We start from the raw sequence: 18,827 nt of genomic DNA on the forward strand, positions 1-18,827 counted from the left end.
ACCGAACGAAAAACAGACATGAAGCGATCTCCTGAAAACGGTCACGAAGCGATGCACCGCACAGGCGGTGGCGTCGCGTAACGGAGCGGTTTCAGGCGATCGGAGGGCGCAGCAGCGAGCCGGTCGTGGCCGGCATGAATCCCGAATGGAAGGTGAGCGGCGCGAAGTGCGCCTCCATCCTGGCGATGGGAAGCGGTGCACTGGCCGGCAACGTCACCGAATGCGCACAGGCACAATGACAGCTGCTCCCTTCACCCAGGAGACAGCTGTTCGCATCGTCAGCCGAGGTCGAGCTGATGGCGGTATCTGTCACCAAGATGGTCGAGGCAGCGGAAGTCGTCGAAGCGAATCGCATCCCGGCCCCATCGGCCACGCAGATCGACCCGCTGACCAGCTTGATCAGCAACACGGCCACGACCAACACCCACAGACCGCGGTGGCGGCGCAGGCGAGTCAGCAGGGATGGCGCGGACCGATACATGCTTCGATCCTAAACGACAGTCGCGCTGTTAGACAATTTCACTTGGCGCCGGTTGTGATGAATTCAGACAGCCCCTACCGGCGCCATATGACCCTATGAAAGATGGTCTACCTGCAGCACGATTTCTGCTGCTGGATCGGCGGACACGGCACGCTGCCGTAGGAGCAGAACACGCAACAGTCGCCGGGTTTGGGCTGCAGCAATTCGCCGCACCCCTCACAGTCGTAGAAGAACTGGCAGGCATCGGTCGGCATGGTCTCGGTGGCCTGGTGGCCGCAATGCGGACAGGTCAGCGTGCTCTGCAGGATGAGTTCGGTCGTCAAGCGTTTCGCCGGAGATAATGAGAGTGGAGTGTTGACAGGGTCTTCGCTATGCCCTTGCCAATCGTGTCGATTCAGCGGGCATCCGCCGTATCGCTGGCTGTGCGACAGGATGCGCTGGGTGCTGGCGCCAGCAGATCGCGGAGGGACACCGCCATCATCAGCAGCAGGCCCGGATAGAGCAGCCATCCGGTGCGATGGTCACTGGCCCGCATCACCCATACCGCCAGCAGCACCAGCAGCGGGCCGAGCACACCGAGCGCGGCACGCGGCCACTGCCGGTGACTGAGCCAGCCCAGCGCGTTGGCAAGCAGCGCGATGGCGGCAAACGCCGGCAGCAGGATGCGGATGAACAGGCCTTCATACGGGCTCAATACGCCCAGCCCGATCGCCGCACCGAGGCCGGCCAGGGCGGGAAAGCAATTCACGCAGGCCGCCGCCGAGACGGCACTGCCGATCAGTCCGGCCTTGTCGGCCAGCCGGGTAAGCAAGGACATGGAGTCTCCTTTCGCGCGGGATGCCGGTGGTCTAAGGTATTCCCGTAGTCAAGTACGGAGTCAAGCCCATGCCATCCAGGCAGGATACGTTTTCCATCGGCGCCTTCGCCAAGGCAGCCGGAGTCAATGTCGAGACGATTCGCTTCTACCAGCGCAAGCGCCTGTTGCCGGAACCCGCCCGTCCGCCGGGCGGCATCCGTCGCTACGGAAACGCGGAGGTAGCACGGGTGAAGTTCGTGAAATCCGCGCAGCGCTTGGGGTTCAGCCTCGATGAGGTGGCGCAGCTGCTGCGACTGGAGGACGGCGCCCATTGCACGGAAGCGGCCGATCTGGCCGCGTTGCGGCTGGCCGATGTACGCAACCGGCTGGCCGACCTCGCACGCATGGAGACGGCCCTCGCTGCGCTTGTCGAGCAATGCGGCACACGTCAGCGCAACGTGTCCTGCCCGCTAATCGCCTCGTTGTATGCCCGCTGAAATGGCGGCTGGCAGGATGCGACAGGCATGACGCCGGTGAACCGCATCGGCTGGATGGTGTAACCACGCCTTGGCCACTCCGCCATGGCCCGTTGCGGAGCATGCAGTCTTGGCGGCCTCGTCGTCGCGCCGGTTCAGGGCATGGGCCGCGCGTGATCGGCCCACTGCGCCGTGCCCTGGATCAGTTCGGCCCGCACGCAATGCGCGTCCGTGATCGACGTTACCGTGGCTTGCCCGCTCGCGGCGAAGTGTTCAATGGGCACGCCTTTGCTGGGAATCACGTAAGCCACCCTCATGACCTGCAGCCGCGTGCCGACGGCGGGCAGTGGCGTAACCCGGTAGCAGATGTCCAGCTGCCGTCCGTTAACATGACCAATCCAGCCGTCGGCGTAAGTATTGTTCGCGTGCGCGATCGTGCCGATGGTCAAGCCCGTGAATAGCAGGGCGGTGCCGAGATACGCAGTGTGCGATTTCATCGGTGTACTCCAAAATCATCGGACTACCGTGGACAGGTGCGGCCACAAACCTCACGATGCACGTGGCCGCACTGCCACCCCCGCCGGTCGGCCCCTGCCGGAGGCAAGCGCCGGTTGGCGGCGGTTCCCGATCAACCTGCCGGGCTGATCGCCGTCACCGTGCTGGCCATGCCGGCCGGATGCAGGGTGAACTTCACCTGCTCGCCCACCTTCACCTTTTGCAGCAGCGCCGGCGGATCGGCCTTGAAGGTCATGGTCATCGCCGGCCAGCCGATCGCGGCGATGGCCTGATGCTGCAGCGTGATCGTGCCCTTGGCCGTATCGATCGCCTTGACGATGCCCACGCCCTGCGCCTGGGTGGGCTTCGCCGCTTGCATGCCGGCCATGCCAGGCATGTTGGGATCCATCTGCTGGGCGAACGCGGCGGTCGAGGCCAAGGCCAGCGCACTGGAGCATGCGAGGGTGAAAACGTACTTCTTCATGGTTGGATCTCCTGGGGTGGATGAAACGTCGGGGTGGATCGCGCTGCTTTGCGCAGCCGGTACCGCATCAGCAGACGGAACGCCGCCGGCAGCACCAGCATGGTCAGCAGCGTCGCGGTGACCATGCCGCCGATCATCGGTGCGGCGATGCGCTGCATGACTTCGGAGCCAGCGCCGTGGCCGAGCAGGATCGGCAGCAGGCCAGCGATGATCACCGCCACGGTCATCGCCAACGGCCGCACGCGCTGTGCGGCCCCTTGGCGAATGGCTTCATCCAGCGCGTCGATACCCGCACGGGGATCCAGCGCAAGTTGCCGATCCCACGCATGGCGCAGGTACAGCAGCATCACCACGCCGAACTCGGCGGCGACGCCGGCCAGCGCGATGAAGCCGATCACCGTGGCTACTGATACCGCATGGCCGAGCAGCCAGATCAGCCACAGACCGCCGACCAGCGCCAGTGGTACGTTGGCCATGATGAGCGCCGCCTCGCTGGCACGTCGGAATACTGCATAGATCAGCGCGAAGATGATCAGCAGCGCGACCGGCACCACCAGCTTGAGCCGCTCCGCCGCAGTGGCCAGGTACTGGAACTGGCCCGACCAGTCCAGCGTGACGCCGGGCGGCAACGTGACCTGTAGCGCCACGGCCTGCTGCAGCCGAGCGACCACGCCGCCGAGGTTGCTGCTGGCCGTGTCGATGTAGACGTAGGTCGCGAGCTGGCCGTCCTCGCTTTTGAGCATCGACGGCCCCGCCGCGACCGTGATGTCGGCGACCTGACCCAGCGTGAGCTGGGCACCGTTCGCGGCCACGATCGGCAACTGCCGCAGCGCCTGTACCGAATCGCGATCCACGCGCGGGTAGCGCACCACGATGGGGAAGCGCTCGCGTCCTTCGATGGACTGCCCGATCGGATCGCCACCCACCACGGTGGCGATCAGCTGCTGGATCTGTTCCTGGGTCAGTCCATAGCGCGCCGCCTCATCGCGGCGGATATGCACGTCGACATAGCGCCCGCTGGTCGGACGCTCGGCCACCGCCGAGCTGACCCCGGACACGGTCTTGGCGACCGCTTCGATGCGGTCGGCCACCGTCTGCAGCGTGGTCAGGTCGGTGCCCAGCACCTTGATGCCGATGGGACTCTTGATGCCGGTGGAGAGCATGTCGATGCGGTTGCGGATCGGCGGCACGAACAGGTTCGTCAGGCCCGGTACGTGCACGGCCTGGTTCAACGCAGCCTTGATCTTGGCCATCGTCATGCCGGGCCGCCATTGGTCCTTCGGCTTGAACGTGATCGTGGTCTCGAACATCTCCAGCGGTGCCGGGTCGGTGGCGGTATCGGCGCGTCCTGCCTTGCCGAACACGTGGGCCACCTCGGGCACGGTCTTGAGCATGCGGTCGGTGAGCTGCAACAACTGCGCGGCCTTGCCGGCGGACAACCCGGGCAGCGCGGTGGGCATGTACAGCAGCGTGCCTTCGTCCATCGCGGGCATGAACTCGCTGCCAAGGCGGCTGAGCGGCACCAGCGCCGTGAGCAGCACCAAGGCGGCCAGCCCCAGCGTGGCCTTCGGAAAACGCAGCACCGTGTCGAGGATCGGCCGGTACAGCGCGATCAGGCCACGATTGATCGGATTGGCGTGCTCGGCGCGCAAGCGTCCGCGCACCAGGTAGCCCATCAGCACCGGCACCAGGGTCACCGCCAGTCCCGCGGCGGCGGCCATCGCATAGGTCTTGGTGAACGCCAGCGGTTTGAACAGCTTGCCTTCCTGGCCTTGCAGCGCGAACACCGGCACGAACGACAGCGCGATGATCAGCAGGCTCACGAACAGCGCCGGCCCCACTTCCACGGTGGCCTCGGCGATCAACGCCCAGCGTGCCTTGCCCTGTGGTTCCGCGCCGTCGTGCGCATCACGCCAATGCTCCAGATGCTTGTGGGTGTTCTCGATCATCACGATCGCCGCGTCCACCATCGCGCCGATCGCGATCGCGATGCCGCCCAGCGACATCAGGTTCGCCGTGACGCCCTGCAGGTTCATCACGATGAAGGCGGCGAGCACGCCCAGCGGCAGGGTGATCACGGCGACCAGCGCCGAGCGCAGGTGACCGAGGAACAGCGCGCAGACCAGGGTGACGACGAGAAACTCCTCCAGCAACTTGCGCCAGACGTTCTCCACGGTGGCGTCGATCAGCTGGGAGCGGTCGTAGGTGGGCACGATCTCGACGCCCGGCGGCAGGCTGCGTTGCAACTGCACCAAGCGCGCCTTCACTGCCGCGATGGTGGCCTTGGCGTTCTGGCCCGAGCGCATCACGATGATGCCGCCGACCACTTCGCCCTGCCCATCCAGCTCGGCGAGGCCGCGACGGAAGATCGGGCCGCGACGCACGGTGGCGACGTCGCGCAATCGGACCGGCACGCCGTTCGCGTTGGCGATGATGGGCACGTTCTCGAAGTCGGCGCGGGTCTTCAGATACCCCTCGCTGCGCACCATCAGCTCGGCCTCGCCCTGCTCGATCACCGAGCCGCCGTTGGCGCCGTTGGCGGCGCGCACGGCATCAACGAGCTGCGCCACGGTGAGGCCGCGCGCGGCCAGCGCCTGCGGATCGGGCACGATCTGCCAGGCGCGGTCCATGCCGCCCAGGGTGGCCACCTCGGCGACACCCGGCACGGTCTTCAGCTGGAAGCGCAGGTTCCAGTTCTGCAGCGCGGTGAGCTGGCCGATGTCGTGTCGACCGGTGCGGTCGACCAGCGCGTATTCGTAGATCCAGCCCAGCCCGGTGGCATCCGGACCCAGTGCGGGATTGACGCCGGCCGGCAGTCGATCGCGCGCCTGGCTCAAATATTCCAGCACGCGTGAGCGTGCCCAGTAGAGGTCGGTGCTGTCGCTGAACAGCACATCCACGTAGGAGTCGCCGAAGAACGAATACGCGCGCACCGTGGTCGCGCCGGGCACCGACAGCATGGTGGTGGCCAGCGGATAGGTCACCTGATCCTCCACCACCTGCGGCGACTGGCCGGGGTAGCTGGTGCGGATGATCACCTGGGTGTCGGAGAGATCCGGCAGCGCGTCGATGGACGTATGCCACGCCGAGAACACACCGACCGCCGCCAGCGCCAGCGCGGCCAGCAGCACGAATACGCGATACCGGATCGAAACGCGGATCAGCGCGGCGATCATCGCCCGTCTCCCATCGGCATGCCCGGCATGGCTGTGCTGGTCGCCGGCGCGGGCACCGACTCGCCCGTCTGCAGGCGTTGCAACGCGCCGGACAAGCTCGCTTCCGAATCGATCAGGAACTGGCCGGACACCACTACGCGCTCATCGCCGGAAAGCCCCGCGAGAATCTCGGTGTAGCCGCCGGACGAATGGCCAAGGCGTACTGCCACCGGCCGGAAGCGTCCATTGCCCTCGGCCACGATCACCCGCGGTGTGTCGCTACCGGTGGCGATCACGGCACCATCCGGCACCACAGGTTCGGGTGCCCCCGCCGTCGGTTGCAACTCCACGCTGACGAACATGCCGGGACTCAGCGCGTGATCCGGATTGGCCAGCACGATGCGCGCACGCTGGGTACGGGTCATGGCGTCGATGTCCGGCAGCAGGGTTTCCACCTGGCCGCGGAACACCTGGCCGGGCAAGGCCGCCGCACGTACGGTCACCGGCGTGCCGGCGCGCACCGTGCCCACTGCGGCCTGCGGCAGCGCCGCCTCCACCCACACCGTGGACAGGCCGTTGAGCGTCATCAGCGTCTGCCCGGTGTCGACCTGCTGACCTTCGCGCACGTCCAGCGTCGTGACCACGCCGTCCTGCGGCGCGTGCAGCGTGATATGACCATCCCGTTCCGAGGCGATGTCCCGTGCGGTCAGGCCCAGCACTTGCAGTCGCTGTCGCGCGGCTGCGCGCAACGCCTGCGCGTCAGGGGACTGCGCGTGTTGCAGGGCGCGGTATTCGGCAATTGCGCTGCTCCACTGCGGTGCCAGCAGTTCGGCCAACGGCTGCCCAGCCTTGACGGCGGTGTACGGCGCGCGCACGTCAAGCCGCTCCACCGTCGCGTCGACGCGCGCGCTCACAGTAACGGCGTCGCGCAGGTTCCAGCTCACGGTGCCCGGCACTTCGAGTTGGGCCGCCAATACCCGGCGCACCACGGGTACGGTGCGCACACCCAGGTTCTGCACGGTGGCCGGGTCGATGCGCACCACGGCTTTGTCGCCTCCTGCTTCGTCGGCGTACTTGGGCACCATTTGCATGCCCATCGGCGACACGCCGGGGTGGTCGAAGTGCTGGTCGGGCACCATCGTGTCGTACCAGTACAGCACCTTGCGTTGCGCACCTTGCGTGTCCGCCGTGGTGCTGGCCGGCATCGATGCAGAGCCAACATGGCGGCCACCGACATAGCCCAAAGCCAGCAGCACGGCGGCACCCGCCAGCGCACCGATCACGATACCGATCCGTTTCATGGCAGGTTCTCCGAAGACGAGGTGGATTCGGGCAACAGATAGGCCAAGGCGGCCCACGCGCGGGCGCGGGCGGCCAGTGCATCGGCGTAGCTCAGACGCAACGCGATCTCGTCGCGTCGTGCATCCAGCCACGGCTGCAGCGTGCCGCCGCCGCGGTAAGCGGCCAGCGCCACCTGGCTGCGATCGCGGGCCAGCGGCAGCAGCGCCGTGCGATCGCGTGCGATCTGCCGCCCCCAGCCCTGCCAGGCGGCGACGTCGCGCGCGACGGTTTCACGTTGCGCACGGCGGGCATCCTCGTGCGCCGACTCGACCGCATCACGTTGCGCCTGCTTCGCGCTGATGTCGCGGTCCTGCCGGTTGCGTGTGAACAGCGGCAGGCTCACGCCGACCTGCACCATCACCATGTCGGACAGATACGGCGCGCGGTGACCGTAGGTCACGTCCACACTCCAGTCCGGATGCTTCGAGGCGCGCGCCTGCGCCAGTGCGGCGTCGGCCACCTGCTCGCGGGCTCGCCACGCCTGCATTGGCGCCTGCCGATCGGTGTGCCGTTCGAGTTGATCCGGCGCGACCGGCAACTGGTCGAAGTCCGGGGCGTCCGCCAGCGCAGTCGGCGCATCGCCCAGCCAGCGCTGCAAGGACGCGTTTGCCGCCTGCAGATCAGCGTCGGCTGCTTCGATCCGGTTGGCCAGCGTCAGCGCCTCGGCCTGTGCCGCCAGCACGTCCACCGCACTGCCGGTGCCGCCGTGCAACCGCGCCGTGGCGACCTGCACCGCGAGGGTACTTTCGTCGCGCAAAGCTTCCAGCAAAGTGCGCTGTTGTGTGGCCGCCCATACGCCGATCCAGGCGTCGGCGATGCGCTCGCGCACATCCTGTGCGGTGGCGGTGCGGTCAGCCTCGGCGGCATCGACCTGCGCCGCCGCAAGCGAACGATCCGCCGCGCGCGCCGCGTGCGAAGGAATCGCCTGCATCACGCCGATCGTGCGCATGGTCATCGTGTCCGAGCGCAGGCTGAAAGCGCCCGGATCGGTGACCGGGTAGTTGGAGACGCCGAAGGTCAACGACGGATCGGGCAAGCGGCCCGCGCGCACCGCCTCGTTGCGCACGGCTTCGAGGTCGGCGTTGCGCGCGGCGAGCAGCGGCGCGCGTGCCATGCCCTGCCGCACGGCGGCGGCGAGCGTCAGGGGTGCGTCGGCGGTTTGGGCCGCGGCGACAGCCACCGACCCGCCCAGGGCGATGAGCAGAGCCCACGCGCAACGGCGCCCGGAAAGACTGGAAAACAGCATGAGGATTCACTCCCGTGATCGAACAGACATCGCACCACGCAGGCACGACGGCACCTCGGCGATGGCCGGAGTGCGCTAGATCAGCAGGGAGCAGAACAGCAGGGTGGCCGGTGGCGGTGGCGCACGCAGCCGGTAGTAGCGTTCGGGAATCGAGGCCGCTGGCGTTGGCGGGACGACGAGCGGCAGGACGGGCGGCAACGCCGCGAGCAGGTTGGGCGGCACCGTCATGGGCCGCGCGTCGCTGGGTGCGGATGCCTGCGAGGCGCAATGCTGGGCGCACAGGACGCGGTCGGCCGCGGCATGCCGCATCTCCGGGCAGGTGCCGCGCATGGCGGCATCCCCTGCGGCCGTGCCCATCGCCATGACCGGCCCCATCAGGGTCGGCGGCATGGTGCAGGCGAAGGCCGCGAGCGCCGTCTGCAGACCCAGCATGAACAGCGCGCCGACCAGCAGCAGCCCGCGTGTCAGGCGGGCGCGACGAAGCTCGCGCAATCGCCATGGGCGCGGTCTGCGTGGCATGGATCGGGCGCGTGCCATGCGAAGTCCGTTACGGATGCGCGTGCCCGTCGCCGGTCGGCTTCGCGCCGACCGTGCCGGCCATCGCGGGCGGGGGTGCGGATGCAGCACCCTGGCCGGACATGTCCATGCCCTTCATGTCCATGCCTTTCATGGCCGCCGCCGCACCGTGGGCATGCGCATCGCTGTCCCCGTGGTTGTGGCCACTGTCTTCGTCCATGTCCATGTCGTCGTCCGGTGGCGCCTTCGCCACGATGGCCTTGTATTCGGCAGGCGTCATGCCGGGCAGTTTTTCAAGGAAGGCCACCATGCTCCAGATGGTCGGATCGTCGTGGCCCGCCTTGCCCCAGGCGGGCATCGCGCTCATCTTGATGCCGTGCTTGATCACCCAGAACGCATCCTGCGGATCGACATGCACTTTGGAGAGGTTGGGCGGCTGTGGGTACATGCCGACCCGCAGCTCGGAGTCATTGACGCCGGGCGACAGATGGCAGCCAGTGCACATCGCCGCGTACTGGCCAGCACCTTTCAGGATCAACTGTGGATCGTCGAGATTCGGCACGGTCAGATCCTCCGAGCGCACGTGGATCGAACGGTCGCGCAGGGTCTGCAGCACGGCGAACACCGGCTTGGTGTGGTGATCGTCCGCACCGATGTTGTATAGACCGGAATAGGCGAACACGCCGGCGCCGATGGCCAATACGCCCAAGGTAACGGCGACCGTGATGACGTGTGCGGTATGTTTTTTCATAAGTGCCCCTCAGAACCAGATGCGGACGCCGGCCACGATCTGCCGGTCGAGTACGGGTTGGTGATCCTGTCGCGCATAATCGGCCGTGGTGCCGACGCGGCGCGTCCAGTTCACGCCGATGTACGGCGCGAATTGACGATGGAACTCATAGCGCAGGCGCAGGCCGAACTGCAGGTCGGACACGCCGCTGCCGATGCGTCGTTGCGGATCGTCCTTGCCGTACAGATTGACCTCGGCCTCGGGCTGCAGGATCAATCGCTGGGTGAATAGCAGCTCGTATTCGGCCCGTAGGCGCGCGGCCGTGCGGCCGTTGGTGCCGACGTAGCCGGTGGCCTCCAGCTCGAACCAGTACGGCGCCAGCCCCTGCACGCCGAACGCGGCCCACGTCCGCTTCGGACCTGCGCCTATGTCTTGGCGAGCACCCAGTTGGGTGCTCCAGTAGGTCGCGATGGCGTGGTTCCAGAAAGCTTCCAGATCACCATCGTCGAGCTTGCCGCGACTGCGTTCGCCTTCCGTGCGGATCCACAGCTTGTTCTCGTCGTTACCGTACCAGCCTCCGGCCTCCCAACTCTGGCCATTGGCATCACGACCGTGAAAGGCTTCCAACTGATCGATCAACACCATGCCCAATGGCGCTTTGTCGGCCATGTCCATGCCCTCCATGGAGCCGTAGCCCACACCGTCGGAATAGTCGGGACTGCGCGCATTGGGTGGTGGGCTGCCACCTTGCATCGGGCCCATCGTCATCCCCGGCATCGCGCCCATGCCGGCCATTTCACCTTGATCCTTCTTCGGCATCGCGCCGTGATCCATGCCGGCCATGCCACGGTGATTCATCCCTTGCATCGCGTCGGAACTCATGCCGGGCATCGACGCGTGATCCATCCCCGACATGTCGCCAGCAGGTGCCGTCGAAGCGGCAGGCTTGGCGGGCATCGGTATGCCCTCCATGTCGTCCATACCGGAGCTGGCGGCAACGGGCTTGGGTGGCATCCGCTTGGCGGGCATCGCAGGGTGGTCCATGCCGGGCATGCCCTCCATGCCGTGAGACGACGGCGTGGGTTGTGTCGGCGAAGGCTTCTTGCCCGGCTTCTTCACCCCCGACGGCATCGCGGACCGGGGCGTGCTGGACGATGCCGCCGGCATGCTCATGCCGGGCATGTTGCTCATGTCCATCGGGGCGGTGCTGCTCGACGGGGGAACGCTTTGCGCGCTAGCTGCCAGCGGCAGCGCCAGCCACAGCGCTACGAGCAACGCGGAGCGATTCCAGCGAGTGGTTCGTGACGTCGGGCTCATGACACCACCACCTCGCGGAACATGCCCGCTTCCATGTGATACAGCATGTGGCAGTGGTAGGCCCAGCGGCTGAGGTTGTCCGCGCTTACCCCGTAGGCGATGCGTTGCGCCGGCTGCACGTTGATGGTGTGCTTGCGTACCTGGAACTGCCCATCCGGGCTTTCCAGCTCGCTCCACATGCCGTGCAGGTGGATCGGGTGGTTCATCATGGTGTCGTTGACCAGCACCAAGCGCAGCCGCTCGCCGCTGCGGAAGTGGATCGGCTTGGCGTCGGAGAACTTCACGCCATCGAACGACCACATGTAGCGTTCCATATTGCCGGTGAGGTGCAGCTCGATCTCGCGACTGGGTTCGCGTGGGTCGATGGAGCCGCCGAGGGTGTGCAGGTCGGCGTAGGTGAGCACGCGGCGACCGTTGTCGCGCAGTCCGGTGCCCGGATCGTCGAGGTTGGTGCGCGGCATGTCCACGTGCATGTCGACGCCGGGGTTGCGGTATTCGGTGCGAGCGTGATGCACCACTGGTGCGGCCGGTGTTGCCGTGCTGCTCATGGCCATGTCGGGCATGTCCTTCATCCCGGCCATGCCTGCCATCCCAGACATGCCGCCGTGTCCGCCGCCTTGGGCCATCGCGCCCATCATGTCCACCATGCTCACGGGCATGCGCGGATCCATCGCCGGCACCGCCGCTTCCATGCCGGAGCGCGGGGCCAAGGTGCCACGCGCGTAACCGGTGCGGTCGATCGACTGGGCGAAGATCGTGAACGCCCGATCCTCCTGCGGCTCGACGAGCACGTCGTAGGTTTCGGCCACCGAGATGCGGAACTCGTCGACCGGCACCGGTGCCACATCCTGGCCGTCGGCGGAGATCACCGTCATCTTCAGGCCCGGAATGCGCACGTCGAAGATCGTCATCGACGAACCGTTGATGAAGCGCAGGCGAACCTTCTCGCCGGGCTTGAACAGGCCGGTCCAGTTGCTGGCCGGGGCGGTGCCGTTCATCAGGTAGGTATAGGTGTAGCCTGAGACGTCGCTGAGATCGGTGGAGTTCATGCGCATCTGATTCCACATCTTGCGCTCGGCCAGCGCCTGTCGCAGACCCTGTTCGCGCACGTCACGGAAGAATTCGGGCGCGGTGGGCTGCGCGAAGTTGTAGTAGTCGCTCTGGCGCTTCAGTGTGGCGAAGATGTGCTCGGGGTTCTGATCCGTCCAGTCGTTGAGCATCACCACGTAATCGCGGTCGCTCGGGTAGCGCTCCGGTCCGGCCGGCTCGATCACCAGCGAGCCGTACAGACCGGTTTGCTCCTGGAATCCCGAGTGCGAGTGGTACCAGTAGGTGCCGCTCTGGCGCACCGGGAAGCGGTAGGTGAAGGTTTCACCCGGTGCGATGCCTGGGAAGCTGATGCCCGGCACGCCGTCTTCTTGGAAGGGCACGATGATGCCGTGCCAGTGAATGGACGTGGGCACCCGCAACCGGTTGGTCACGCGCATCGTGACGTTGGTGCCTTCCTTCCAACGCAGGGTTGGCCCCGGGACGCTGCCATTGACGGTGGTGGCCAGACGTGGCCGGCCGGTGTAGTTCACCGGCGTCTCGGCGATGTCGAGCGCAAAGTCGGTGCCGCTGAGAATGGCAGGTTGCCCCGTAGTGTTCAGTGCCCAGACCTTTGACGGGCGCAGCAGACCGAGGGCGGCGATGGTGCCGCCGAAGGCGACACCCTGGACGAAACGACGCCGCGACAAGTCCATCGCGGGCGGGGGAAGGATTTTCATGGACCTCTCCAAGGCAGGCGGCATCCTCGTGGCGATGCCGATCACAGCCGATGGCTACGAGGGTCGACACGCGACCGTCGTGAGCCATGCTCATCGAAACGATGGGAGAGTCAGACCGCCGGCGGTCGGAGCGGTGGCGCGTTCGTCCCCGAAGGGGCGGTCATGCCCGAGGGCATCGCGTAGGTTGCCGTCAATGCCATCGAGGCCGGCATCAATGCCGCCCTCGACAGAAGCGCCGTGGCACACATCGCGGCACAGGCGCACTGGCCAACCGCACCGTTGCAGCAGTCCGCCGAATGATGGCAGCAGGAATCAGTGGCTGTGGACGTTGCCGCGTGATGGCAATGCATGCCGTGCGCTGCGGCCGCGGCGACCATCGCATGCTCGGCCTGGGCATGCGATGCCATTGGCATGCTCATGGGCGCGGCCGCCACGGATTGGATCACGAGCATCAGCCACGCCAACACGCTCATCGCCCGGAGGCGACGTGAACGCGCAAGCTGACGCAACGAGAATCTCATAGGCCGAGCTTACTCGGGCGATCTGGCCCCCTCAACTCTGGAGGAGGGTTCAAGGAGATTCACGGCTTGCTGAAACCCATATGCAAGGTGATTTTGTCGCCGGCTTTCAGGCCGGCCATGGCGGACGGCGGGAAATGCACCTTCAGGGTCATGCCCTCGGTCGTCACATCAACCACGCCGGTCTTCGCATCCGCTGCCGTCACGGTCGCCGGCATCATGTGCATGCCCATCACGTTGTGGTGCATACCTTTCATGTTCGAGTGCATCGCACCCATCTTGTCCATGCCGCTCGCGGGCGTGCTGTCTTGGGCCACGGCGACACCACAGAGGCCAAATGCGAGTGCCAGGGCGCCAAGCATCGAAAGTAATGATTTGCGTGAAATGGTCATATAGCCGTCCCAACGATGCGTTGCCAGACGCAACAGTGGGAGCGTGCGCCCCATCGTGTGTACGGACGTTGAAATTCCGGCCGATCGTCCACTTTGCTGCAGGCCATGGGGTTACACCTTCAAATAATCCTCGCAGGCCACGATCAGTTCGCGTATCTCGGACTCGGTGGCGTCAGGTCGTGCCCGAAGGATGGTGCACAGTTGCGCAATCTGATCGTTATTCGGGATCAACTCCGACGGACTTTCCCACATCCAGTCGATCACGATCGGCAGGAGCTGGGTGGCCGGCAATGTCGCCACCTCCTGGCGGGTGGGTACGTACATACCCATCCGAAAAACCGGGCTATCCAAACCGTGGCTTTCTCGGGCAGCCTGGAATGCGCTCGCCGGCATGCCAAAGCGGTCGTCGGGGGCTGTCATGGTACGTCTCCGTGAGGCACCGAGGTCCCGATGCGTGTTTTGGTGGTACTGGCATGGCGCGCATCTTCTTCCGCATGAACGTAGATCGACGTCGTGCCGATGGAACTGTGGCGGAGGTTCTGCTGAATGTGATGGATGGGTGTGCCGTCCTCGGCCTGGTGCGTGGCTGCCGTATGCCGCAGCCAATGCGTCGATGCACGGCGCACTCGTGTGGCCTTTACCTCATCCTGCCGTTGCAGCGTCTCGGCTACGCGTCGGAAGGCGTCCTTGACGATCTGGTAGACCGCCGTGGGCGTCAGCGGGGACGGACGTCCGGCGATGCCCAGAATGACCGGGGTGTTGCCGTCGCCCGAGGGCAACGCCGGCAGTCCGTGGAAGCGCCGATAGCGGGCGAAGTCGTCCATGAGACCATCGCCCAGGGGAATGGTGCCTTCGACGCCACCTTTCCCCACGGTATGCAGCCACCACCGCCCCCGGATAGATTGGAAATCACCTTCGTCGGCGGCCGCCGCTTCGGCAGCCCGCAGCGCAGTCTCATAGAGAAAACGAAGCACCCAGCGAGCGCGTTCGTAGCGCTGCCGTTCCCGTGCGGTGCTTTGCGACCAACCGTCGACGACGCGCAGCACCTCTTCCCAGAGAGCACGGTCCAAATAGCGTTCGATCGTGCGTCGGGGGCCGCGGCGCGCCCGTCGTCGCTGCAGCACAAACGGGCTGCCGGCAAGATAGCCCGCACGCACGAGGTAATTGAACAGTCCGGCGAGGATGCCCAACGCCTGCCGGCGACTACGCTCGGCCAACGGACCGACGAACAGTCGCCGATGCTCACCGTGACGGGCGAGACCGGCGTCGCACCAGGTCGCCGGTGGCTGGGCAAGAAACGCCTCATACGCGATCACATCCTCGCGGGTGAGACTGGACACCGGTTTGCCACGCACTTGCGTGGCCCAGAGCAGCAACCGCTCGGCCTCTTTGCGGTAGCTGCGGAAGGTATGCGGCGAGTCGTGATATTCCGCCAGCCACAGACCGATCGCGGCCACATCGTCGTTGGCGGCGATCTGCCGCGCCACGCTGGCCGGGGCTCGGTTGCTTCCGTTACCTCCCGACAGGGCGGGCGGCAAGGTGTGGGGCCACGTCATAAGGCTCAACAAGGGCTCAGTCATGCTTTCCGATGTCCGACACCACGGGAAACGCAGCGTACTGCCAAAAGACTTTCGATTATGGGAGTTATCGTAAATTTCCTGATCTTATCGTTATGAATATAACGTAATACTGTGATATACATGCTGCGAGTTCTGCAAAATTGACCCGCCGAGCGACTGGAGCCGCCATGAGCCGTGTCAGTGATACCCGCCAACGTACCCGCGAAACCGCCGCTGCCTTGGTCGCGGACGGTAGACGCCCCCACGAGCTGACCGTCGACCTGATCTATGCCGCCATCCAGCAAGGTAGCCGCACCACCATCAACGACGAGCTGAAGCTGTGGAAGGACGAACGGGCCAAGGCTGATGCGGTCGGCGCCGATCTACCGCCGGCGATCGCCGATGCCATGCGCTCACTCTGGGTGGCCGCTGTGGAACAGGGGGAGAAGGTATTCAACGAGCACCGCCAGGCGCTGGAATCTGATCTGGACGCACAGAAGCGTGCGTACGATGACGTTGCTGTCGAACGGGATGCGGCACAGGCCACGGTTCATCAGCTGCAGCACGAGGTCAGTCAACTACGCGAGCAAGGCATCGAGGTGCAGCAGCAGCTCACCCGGGAAACCGAGGCCAAGCGCGATGCCCTTGGCCAGGTTCAATCGTTGCAGCACGAGGTGGCGGCCGTTCGTACCGACATGGCTCAGCAACTAGAGGCCGCACGGCAGGCCCACGACCGATTGACCACCGAATTCCAAGCGACCGTTGCAGCCCGCGATGCTACCTTTCAGGTGGAACGGGACAAAGCCAACGCGCGCGTGGAGGCCGCTCAAGCCCGCATGCTGCAAGAAACCGATGCAGCACGGGAAGGACAGCGGCAGGCAGAGCAGCAATTGGCCAAGCTGCGGCAACGTAGCGAAGACCAGCAGACCAGCCTCACGGAATTGCGATTGAACATGGCGCGCATTCGTCGAGAATTGGCCGATGGCGAAGCGCGCTTGGCGGCGATGACCAGCGTCACCGGCGAGCGTGACCAGCTCGCCTTGGAGCTGGCTGCCACGCGAGGACAGGTCAGTGGCCTGACTTTGGCGCTTCAATCAGCGGAAGCCCGCGCAGTGGCCGCAGAGAGTCAGTTGACTGTGGGCCACAAACGCCGTCAATCCAAGCAAAAATGAGAACATGGTCAATACGAAATACTATGATCCGTAACGACTTTTCGTTCTTATCCCGGTTTTCCGTTCCATTGCTCCCCAAACCCCAAACCCAAAGGCTGGCCGGTGCCCGAGCGTTGATCAATGAGGGTCCGAATCACAGCTTCAGTTCGCGCCATGTTTTTGCCGTCGCGACTTCACAACTTTACGTATTGGCTTTGAGCAAATCACGGTATTACTTATTCGCGACGATTGCCGAAGTCGTGAGAAGAAGATGATGCCACTCCATAAAATCATAGAGTTAACATCTTTTCGAGAATCACAACTTTAGCTGTGGAACCTTCCCCCGAAGGCTTCCGTGAGCTGCGTGCAAGCTGCCTGCTGACCCGCTTGCTGCAGGAAATAGATGGCAGGCGATGCGTTCGCCCACAGGCCTGCCACCTGGCAAGCGATGGCGTCAGTATTCAACGGGCACGGGCTCGCCGAACCAGCGCGATGTCGCTCGGGCCGCGTCCTCTGGGTCAAAATCCCCTTTTCCTTCCCAGGCCCAGGCGACAATGCCATCAGGGCGTACAAGTACTGCGTTCAGGCCGAAGCGGTCTTGGACATTGCCTGCTACGTACGTGATGCGATCGCGCCAGCGGCTCGCGAGCTCTCGCCCCGGGGCACGCGCGTCGTCGAAGTCCAGCCACAAGCCTCGCCCCTTGTTGAGCAACATGCCGATTCTTGTGCCGTTGGCGAGCGCGAAGTCGGGAACGCTGCGCCCCACCAGCGGGTGGCTGCTGCCGAGATCGTAGCGAAGAGAAACACCCCACGCGCGTGCAGCGAAGTAAGTCGCGCCGTCATGCGTTTCAATGAGGTCGCTGATGATCGCCCCGAGCGCGCGCGAGCCCGGGCTGGGCCGCATCAGCGCGACCTGTGCGCGCGACCAGTCGAGAACCTGTGCGCCCAGCGGATGTCGTTCGTCCCGATAACTGTCGAGCAGGCCAGCCGGCGCGTCTCCACGAATCGTGGCAGCGAGCTTCCACCCCAAGTTCATCGCGTCGCCGAGCCCAAGATTGAGCCCTTGACCACCCAAGGGGGAATGGATGTGCGCGGCGTCGCCGGCCAACAGCACTCGTCCCCTGCGATAGGCGGTCGCCTGATAAGCACGGTCTGTCCAAGTGGTCGCAAGCCGCAACGAGGTCAATGTCACGTTCGTGCCGGAGATACGACGCAGCACCGCCTGCACGTGGTCGCGCGTGATCGGCCAGGTGCGATGGAAAGCGCCGCCGTCGAAATCGGCCATCGCGACCGTCCCTGGCCGAGCGTAGGTATACATGCCTGTCGGCGTGTAGTTACGTCCTTGTTGCAGCATGCCCGGATCTTCCATCTCGATATCCATCGAATAACCCGTGAACTCGGGATCCGTGCCGACGAAGTCGAAACCGCCGGTTTTGCGCACCGCGCTGCGCGCACCATCGCAGCCGACAAGCCAGTGACCGCGGAAGAACCGGTCGTTGGTGCACACGGTCACTTCTTCGCCTGCTTGCTCAAAGCCTTCCACGGCGACACCACGCCAAATCTCCACACCCATGGCGCTTGCCCGTGCCGTGAGCACTGTTTCGAGCGACTCCATTTCCACCATCAGGCTGGTACCCGCAGGGCTCGGCCGGCGATAGGACCATCGCTCAGTATCGACATGGTCCTGGAAGAACGGGATGCCCGCGAAGTGACCCACCGGACGCCGGGCCTGTTGCATCCAGTGAGCTGCCGCCTTGGTGGCACCCGAGGTGGCATTTGCCTGTTGTGCTTCGGTCACGTCGTCCAACAATCCACGACGATAGAAAGCTTCCAGGGTGGGCGCTGAAAGACCACGCATGCCGAATGGGAGTCGCTTCAACGGTGAACGTGGATCCTCGGCTTGCTCCAGCACCACGACCGACAGGCCGAAGAGCCTGAGCTCACACGCGAGAAACAGACCGACGGGACCGGCACCGGCAATGACAACGTCATAGGGGGCGGAATGGCTGTGCATGAATGGCTCCAATGTCGATGAATGTTCGACCGGAGCGTTTCTCGGGTTCGAGAACCTCACGGACGAATGAAAGGACGCCAGCGGCGTCCGATATTCGTCGTGGGGATCTCAAGCACGAAGCCAAAGACCAGAGCTTTCGTTACCGAAAGGACTTGGGCTTACCAAACCAAGTCTGCCTTTTCCGACGTGACCAAGTTAGCACGGCTATCGCGGAACACACCACCCGCTTTTCTGGTTCCTGTGACGACACGATCCTCGATAACCGACCCCTACCGGCGCAGCCCTCTGCTCTTCGCTCAGCCCTGCTGCTGCCAAGCCGACACGACCTCCTTTTTGACCCTGCGACCGGTTCCGTGTCGTTGAAAGTGGCTTAGAACACGAGAACCACGT

The 18,827-nt window shown here is 65.1% G+C and carries 17 protein-coding genes and 1 pseudogene; 2 read left to right on the top strand and 16 right to left on the bottom strand.

Going from position 1 to position 18,827, the window contains the following annotated elements:
* Positions 1 to 91: 91 nt before the first annotated feature.
* The 3 genes from BMY90_RS02160 to merC form a co-directional block, all read right to left on the bottom strand.
* The gene (locus BMY90_RS02160) at positions 92 to 481 is read right to left on the bottom strand and encodes a hypothetical protein (protein ID WP_092700925.1); all 390 of its coding nucleotides are present in this window, start codon (positions 479 to 481) and stop codon (positions 92 to 94) included.
* 107 nt (positions 482 to 588) lie between these two features.
* Positions 589 to 804 (bottom strand): GDCCVxC domain-containing (seleno)protein, encoded by a 216-nt coding sequence (locus BMY90_RS02165; protein WP_092700928.1) that lies wholly within the window; start codon positions 802 to 804, stop codon positions 589 to 591.
* A gap of 71 nt (positions 805 to 875) precedes the next feature.
* Positions 876 to 1,298 carry an organomercurial transporter MerC gene (merC, locus tag BMY90_RS02170; RefSeq protein WP_092700930.1) on the bottom strand — a complete coding sequence of 141 codons (423 nt, stop codon included), beginning with the start codon at positions 1,296 to 1,298 and terminating at the stop codon, positions 876 to 878.
* Positions 1,299 to 1,366: 68 nt separating this feature from the next.
* Between merC and merR the strand changes: the two genes are divergently transcribed.
* Positions 1,367 to 1,774: a mercury resistance transcriptional regulator MerR gene (merR, locus tag BMY90_RS02175; protein WP_092700933.1), complete on the top strand. Its 408-nt coding sequence runs from the start codon at positions 1,367 to 1,369 to the stop codon at positions 1,772 to 1,774.
* Between the two features lie 134 nt (positions 1,775 to 1,908).
* Here merR and BMY90_RS02180 read toward each other — a convergent pair whose 3' ends face one another.
* From BMY90_RS02180 to BMY90_RS02240, 12 genes and pseudogenes are all read right to left on the bottom strand, one after another.
* Positions 1,909 to 2,250: a hypothetical protein gene (locus BMY90_RS02180; RefSeq protein WP_092700936.1), complete on the bottom strand. Its 342-nt coding sequence runs from the start codon at positions 2,248 to 2,250 to the stop codon at positions 1,909 to 1,911.
* Between the two features lie 131 nt (positions 2,251 to 2,381).
* Complete coding sequence (locus BMY90_RS02185; protein ID WP_092700938.1) at positions 2,382 to 2,732, bottom strand: copper-binding protein; 351 nt, start codon at positions 2,730 to 2,732, stop codon at positions 2,382 to 2,384.
* Positions 2,729 to 5,908: an efflux RND transporter permease subunit gene (locus BMY90_RS02190; RefSeq protein WP_092700940.1), complete on the bottom strand. Its 3,180-nt coding sequence runs from the start codon at positions 5,906 to 5,908 to the stop codon at positions 2,729 to 2,731. Before BMY90_RS02190 ends, BMY90_RS02185 begins: the two co-directional genes overlap by 4 nt.
* Positions 5,905 to 7,188, bottom strand: coding sequence for an efflux RND transporter periplasmic adaptor subunit (locus tag BMY90_RS02195; RefSeq protein ID WP_092700943.1), 1,284 nt, complete (start codon positions 7,186 to 7,188; stop codon positions 5,905 to 5,907). Before BMY90_RS02195 ends, BMY90_RS02190 begins: the two co-directional genes overlap by 4 nt.
* Complete coding sequence (locus BMY90_RS02200; RefSeq protein ID WP_092700946.1) at positions 7,185 to 8,474, bottom strand: TolC family protein; 1,290 nt, start codon at positions 8,472 to 8,474, stop codon at positions 7,185 to 7,187. Before BMY90_RS02200 ends, BMY90_RS02195 begins: the two co-directional genes overlap by 4 nt.
* Positions 8,475 to 8,549: 75 nt before the next feature.
* Entirely contained in the window at positions 8,550 to 8,993 is a 444-nt protein-coding gene (locus tag BMY90_RS02205) for a hypothetical protein (RefSeq protein WP_139201665.1), read from the bottom strand.
* A 34-nt stretch (positions 8,994 to 9,027) separates the two neighbouring features.
* Positions 9,028 to 9,741: pseudogene (locus tag BMY90_RS02210) on the bottom strand (c-type cytochrome); the annotation flags it as partial.
* 9 nt (positions 9,742 to 9,750) lie between these two features.
* Complete coding sequence (locus tag BMY90_RS17385; protein ID WP_245734805.1) at positions 9,751 to 11,037, bottom strand: copper resistance protein B; 1,287 nt, start codon at positions 11,035 to 11,037, stop codon at positions 9,751 to 9,753.
* On the bottom strand, positions 11,034 to 12,803 hold the full coding sequence (locus BMY90_RS02220; RefSeq protein ID WP_092700954.1) for a copper resistance system multicopper oxidase: 1,770 nt from the start codon (positions 12,801 to 12,803) through the stop codon (positions 11,034 to 11,036). The genes BMY90_RS17385 and BMY90_RS02220 overlap by 4 nt, the downstream gene beginning before the upstream one ends.
* A gap of 580 nt (positions 12,804 to 13,383) precedes the next feature.
* The gene (locus BMY90_RS02230) at positions 13,384 to 13,713 is read right to left on the bottom strand and encodes a hypothetical protein (RefSeq protein ID WP_092701094.1); all 330 of its coding nucleotides are present in this window, start codon (positions 13,711 to 13,713) and stop codon (positions 13,384 to 13,386) included.
* A gap of 111 nt (positions 13,714 to 13,824) precedes the next feature.
* Positions 13,825 to 14,133 (bottom strand): hypothetical protein, encoded by a 309-nt coding sequence (locus tag BMY90_RS02235; protein WP_092700959.1) that lies wholly within the window; start codon positions 14,131 to 14,133, stop codon positions 13,825 to 13,827.
* On the bottom strand, positions 14,130 to 15,293 hold the full coding sequence (locus BMY90_RS02240; RefSeq protein WP_092700962.1) for a tyrosine-type recombinase/integrase: 1,164 nt from the start codon (positions 15,291 to 15,293) through the stop codon (positions 14,130 to 14,132). Before BMY90_RS02240 ends, BMY90_RS02235 begins: the two co-directional genes overlap by 4 nt.
* Positions 15,294 to 15,460: 167 nt before the next feature.
* Between BMY90_RS02240 and BMY90_RS02245 the strand changes: the two genes are divergently transcribed.
* Positions 15,461 to 16,444: a DNA-binding protein gene (locus tag BMY90_RS02245; RefSeq protein WP_008214616.1), complete on the top strand. Its 984-nt coding sequence runs from the start codon at positions 15,461 to 15,463 to the stop codon at positions 16,442 to 16,444.
* A 433-nt stretch (positions 16,445 to 16,877) separates the two neighbouring features.
* Here BMY90_RS02245 and BMY90_RS02250 read toward each other — a convergent pair whose 3' ends face one another.
* Positions 16,878 to 18,437, bottom strand: a complete 1,560-nt coding sequence (locus tag BMY90_RS02250; protein WP_092700965.1) for an FAD-dependent monooxygenase — start codon at positions 18,435 to 18,437, stop codon at positions 16,878 to 16,880.
* Between the last annotated feature and the right edge of the window lie 390 nt (positions 18,438 to 18,827).

This window comes from Rhodanobacter glycinis (assembly GCF_900114325.1).
GTDB classification, from domain to species: domain Bacteria; phylum Pseudomonadota; class Gammaproteobacteria; order Xanthomonadales; family Rhodanobacteraceae; genus Rhodanobacter_A; species Rhodanobacter_A glycinis.

Excerpts from the sequence above, each read along its gene's own strand:
- BMY90_RS02160 (WP_092700925.1), bottom strand. The coding sequence starts at position 481 with ATGTATCGGTCCGCGCCATCCCTGCTGACTCGCCTGCGCCGCCACCGC.
- merC (WP_092700930.1), bottom strand. The coding sequence starts at position 1,298 with ATGTCCTTGCTTACCCGGCTGGCCGACAAGGCCGGACTGATCGGCAGT.
- merR (WP_092700933.1), top strand. The coding sequence starts at position 1,367 with ATGCCATCCAGGCAGGATACGTTTTCCATCGGCGCCTTCGCCAAGGCA.
- BMY90_RS02180 (WP_092700936.1), bottom strand. The coding sequence starts at position 2,250 with ATGAAATCGCACACTGCGTATCTCGGCACCGCCCTGCTATTCACGGGC.
- BMY90_RS02185 (WP_092700938.1), bottom strand. The coding sequence starts at position 2,732 with ATGAAGAAGTACGTTTTCACCCTCGCATGCTCCAGTGCGCTGGCCTTG.
- BMY90_RS02190 (WP_092700940.1), bottom strand. The coding sequence starts at position 5,908 with ATGATCGCCGCGCTGATCCGCGTTTCGATCCGGTATCGCGTATTCGTG.
- BMY90_RS02195 (WP_092700943.1), bottom strand. The coding sequence starts at position 7,188 with ATGAAACGGATCGGTATCGTGATCGGTGCGCTGGCGGGTGCCGCCGTG.
- BMY90_RS02200 (WP_092700946.1), bottom strand. The coding sequence starts at position 8,474 with ATGCTGTTTTCCAGTCTTTCCGGGCGCCGTTGCGCGTGGGCTCTGCTC.
- BMY90_RS02205 (WP_139201665.1), bottom strand. The coding sequence starts at position 8,993 with ATGCCACGCAGACCGCGCCCATGGCGATTGCGCGAGCTTCGTCGCGCC.
- BMY90_RS17385 (WP_245734805.1), bottom strand. The coding sequence starts at position 11,037 with ATGAGCCCGACGTCACGAACCACTCGCTGGAATCGCTCCGCGTTGCTC.
- BMY90_RS02220 (WP_092700954.1), bottom strand. The coding sequence starts at position 12,803 with ATGAAAATCCTTCCCCCGCCCGCGATGGACTTGTCGCGGCGTCGTTTC.
- BMY90_RS02230 (WP_092701094.1), bottom strand. The coding sequence starts at position 13,713 with ATGACCATTTCACGCAAATCATTACTTTCGATGCTTGGCGCCCTGGCA.
- BMY90_RS02235 (WP_092700959.1), bottom strand. The coding sequence starts at position 14,133 with ATGACAGCCCCCGACGACCGCTTTGGCATGCCGGCGAGCGCATTCCAG.
- BMY90_RS02240 (WP_092700962.1), bottom strand. The coding sequence starts at position 15,293 with ATGACTGAGCCCTTGTTGAGCCTTATGACGTGGCCCCACACCTTGCCG.
- BMY90_RS02245 (WP_008214616.1), top strand. The coding sequence starts at position 15,461 with ATGAGCCGTGTCAGTGATACCCGCCAACGTACCCGCGAAACCGCCGCT.
- BMY90_RS02250 (WP_092700965.1), bottom strand. The coding sequence starts at position 18,437 with ATGCACAGCCATTCCGCCCCCTATGACGTTGTCATTGCCGGTGCCGGT.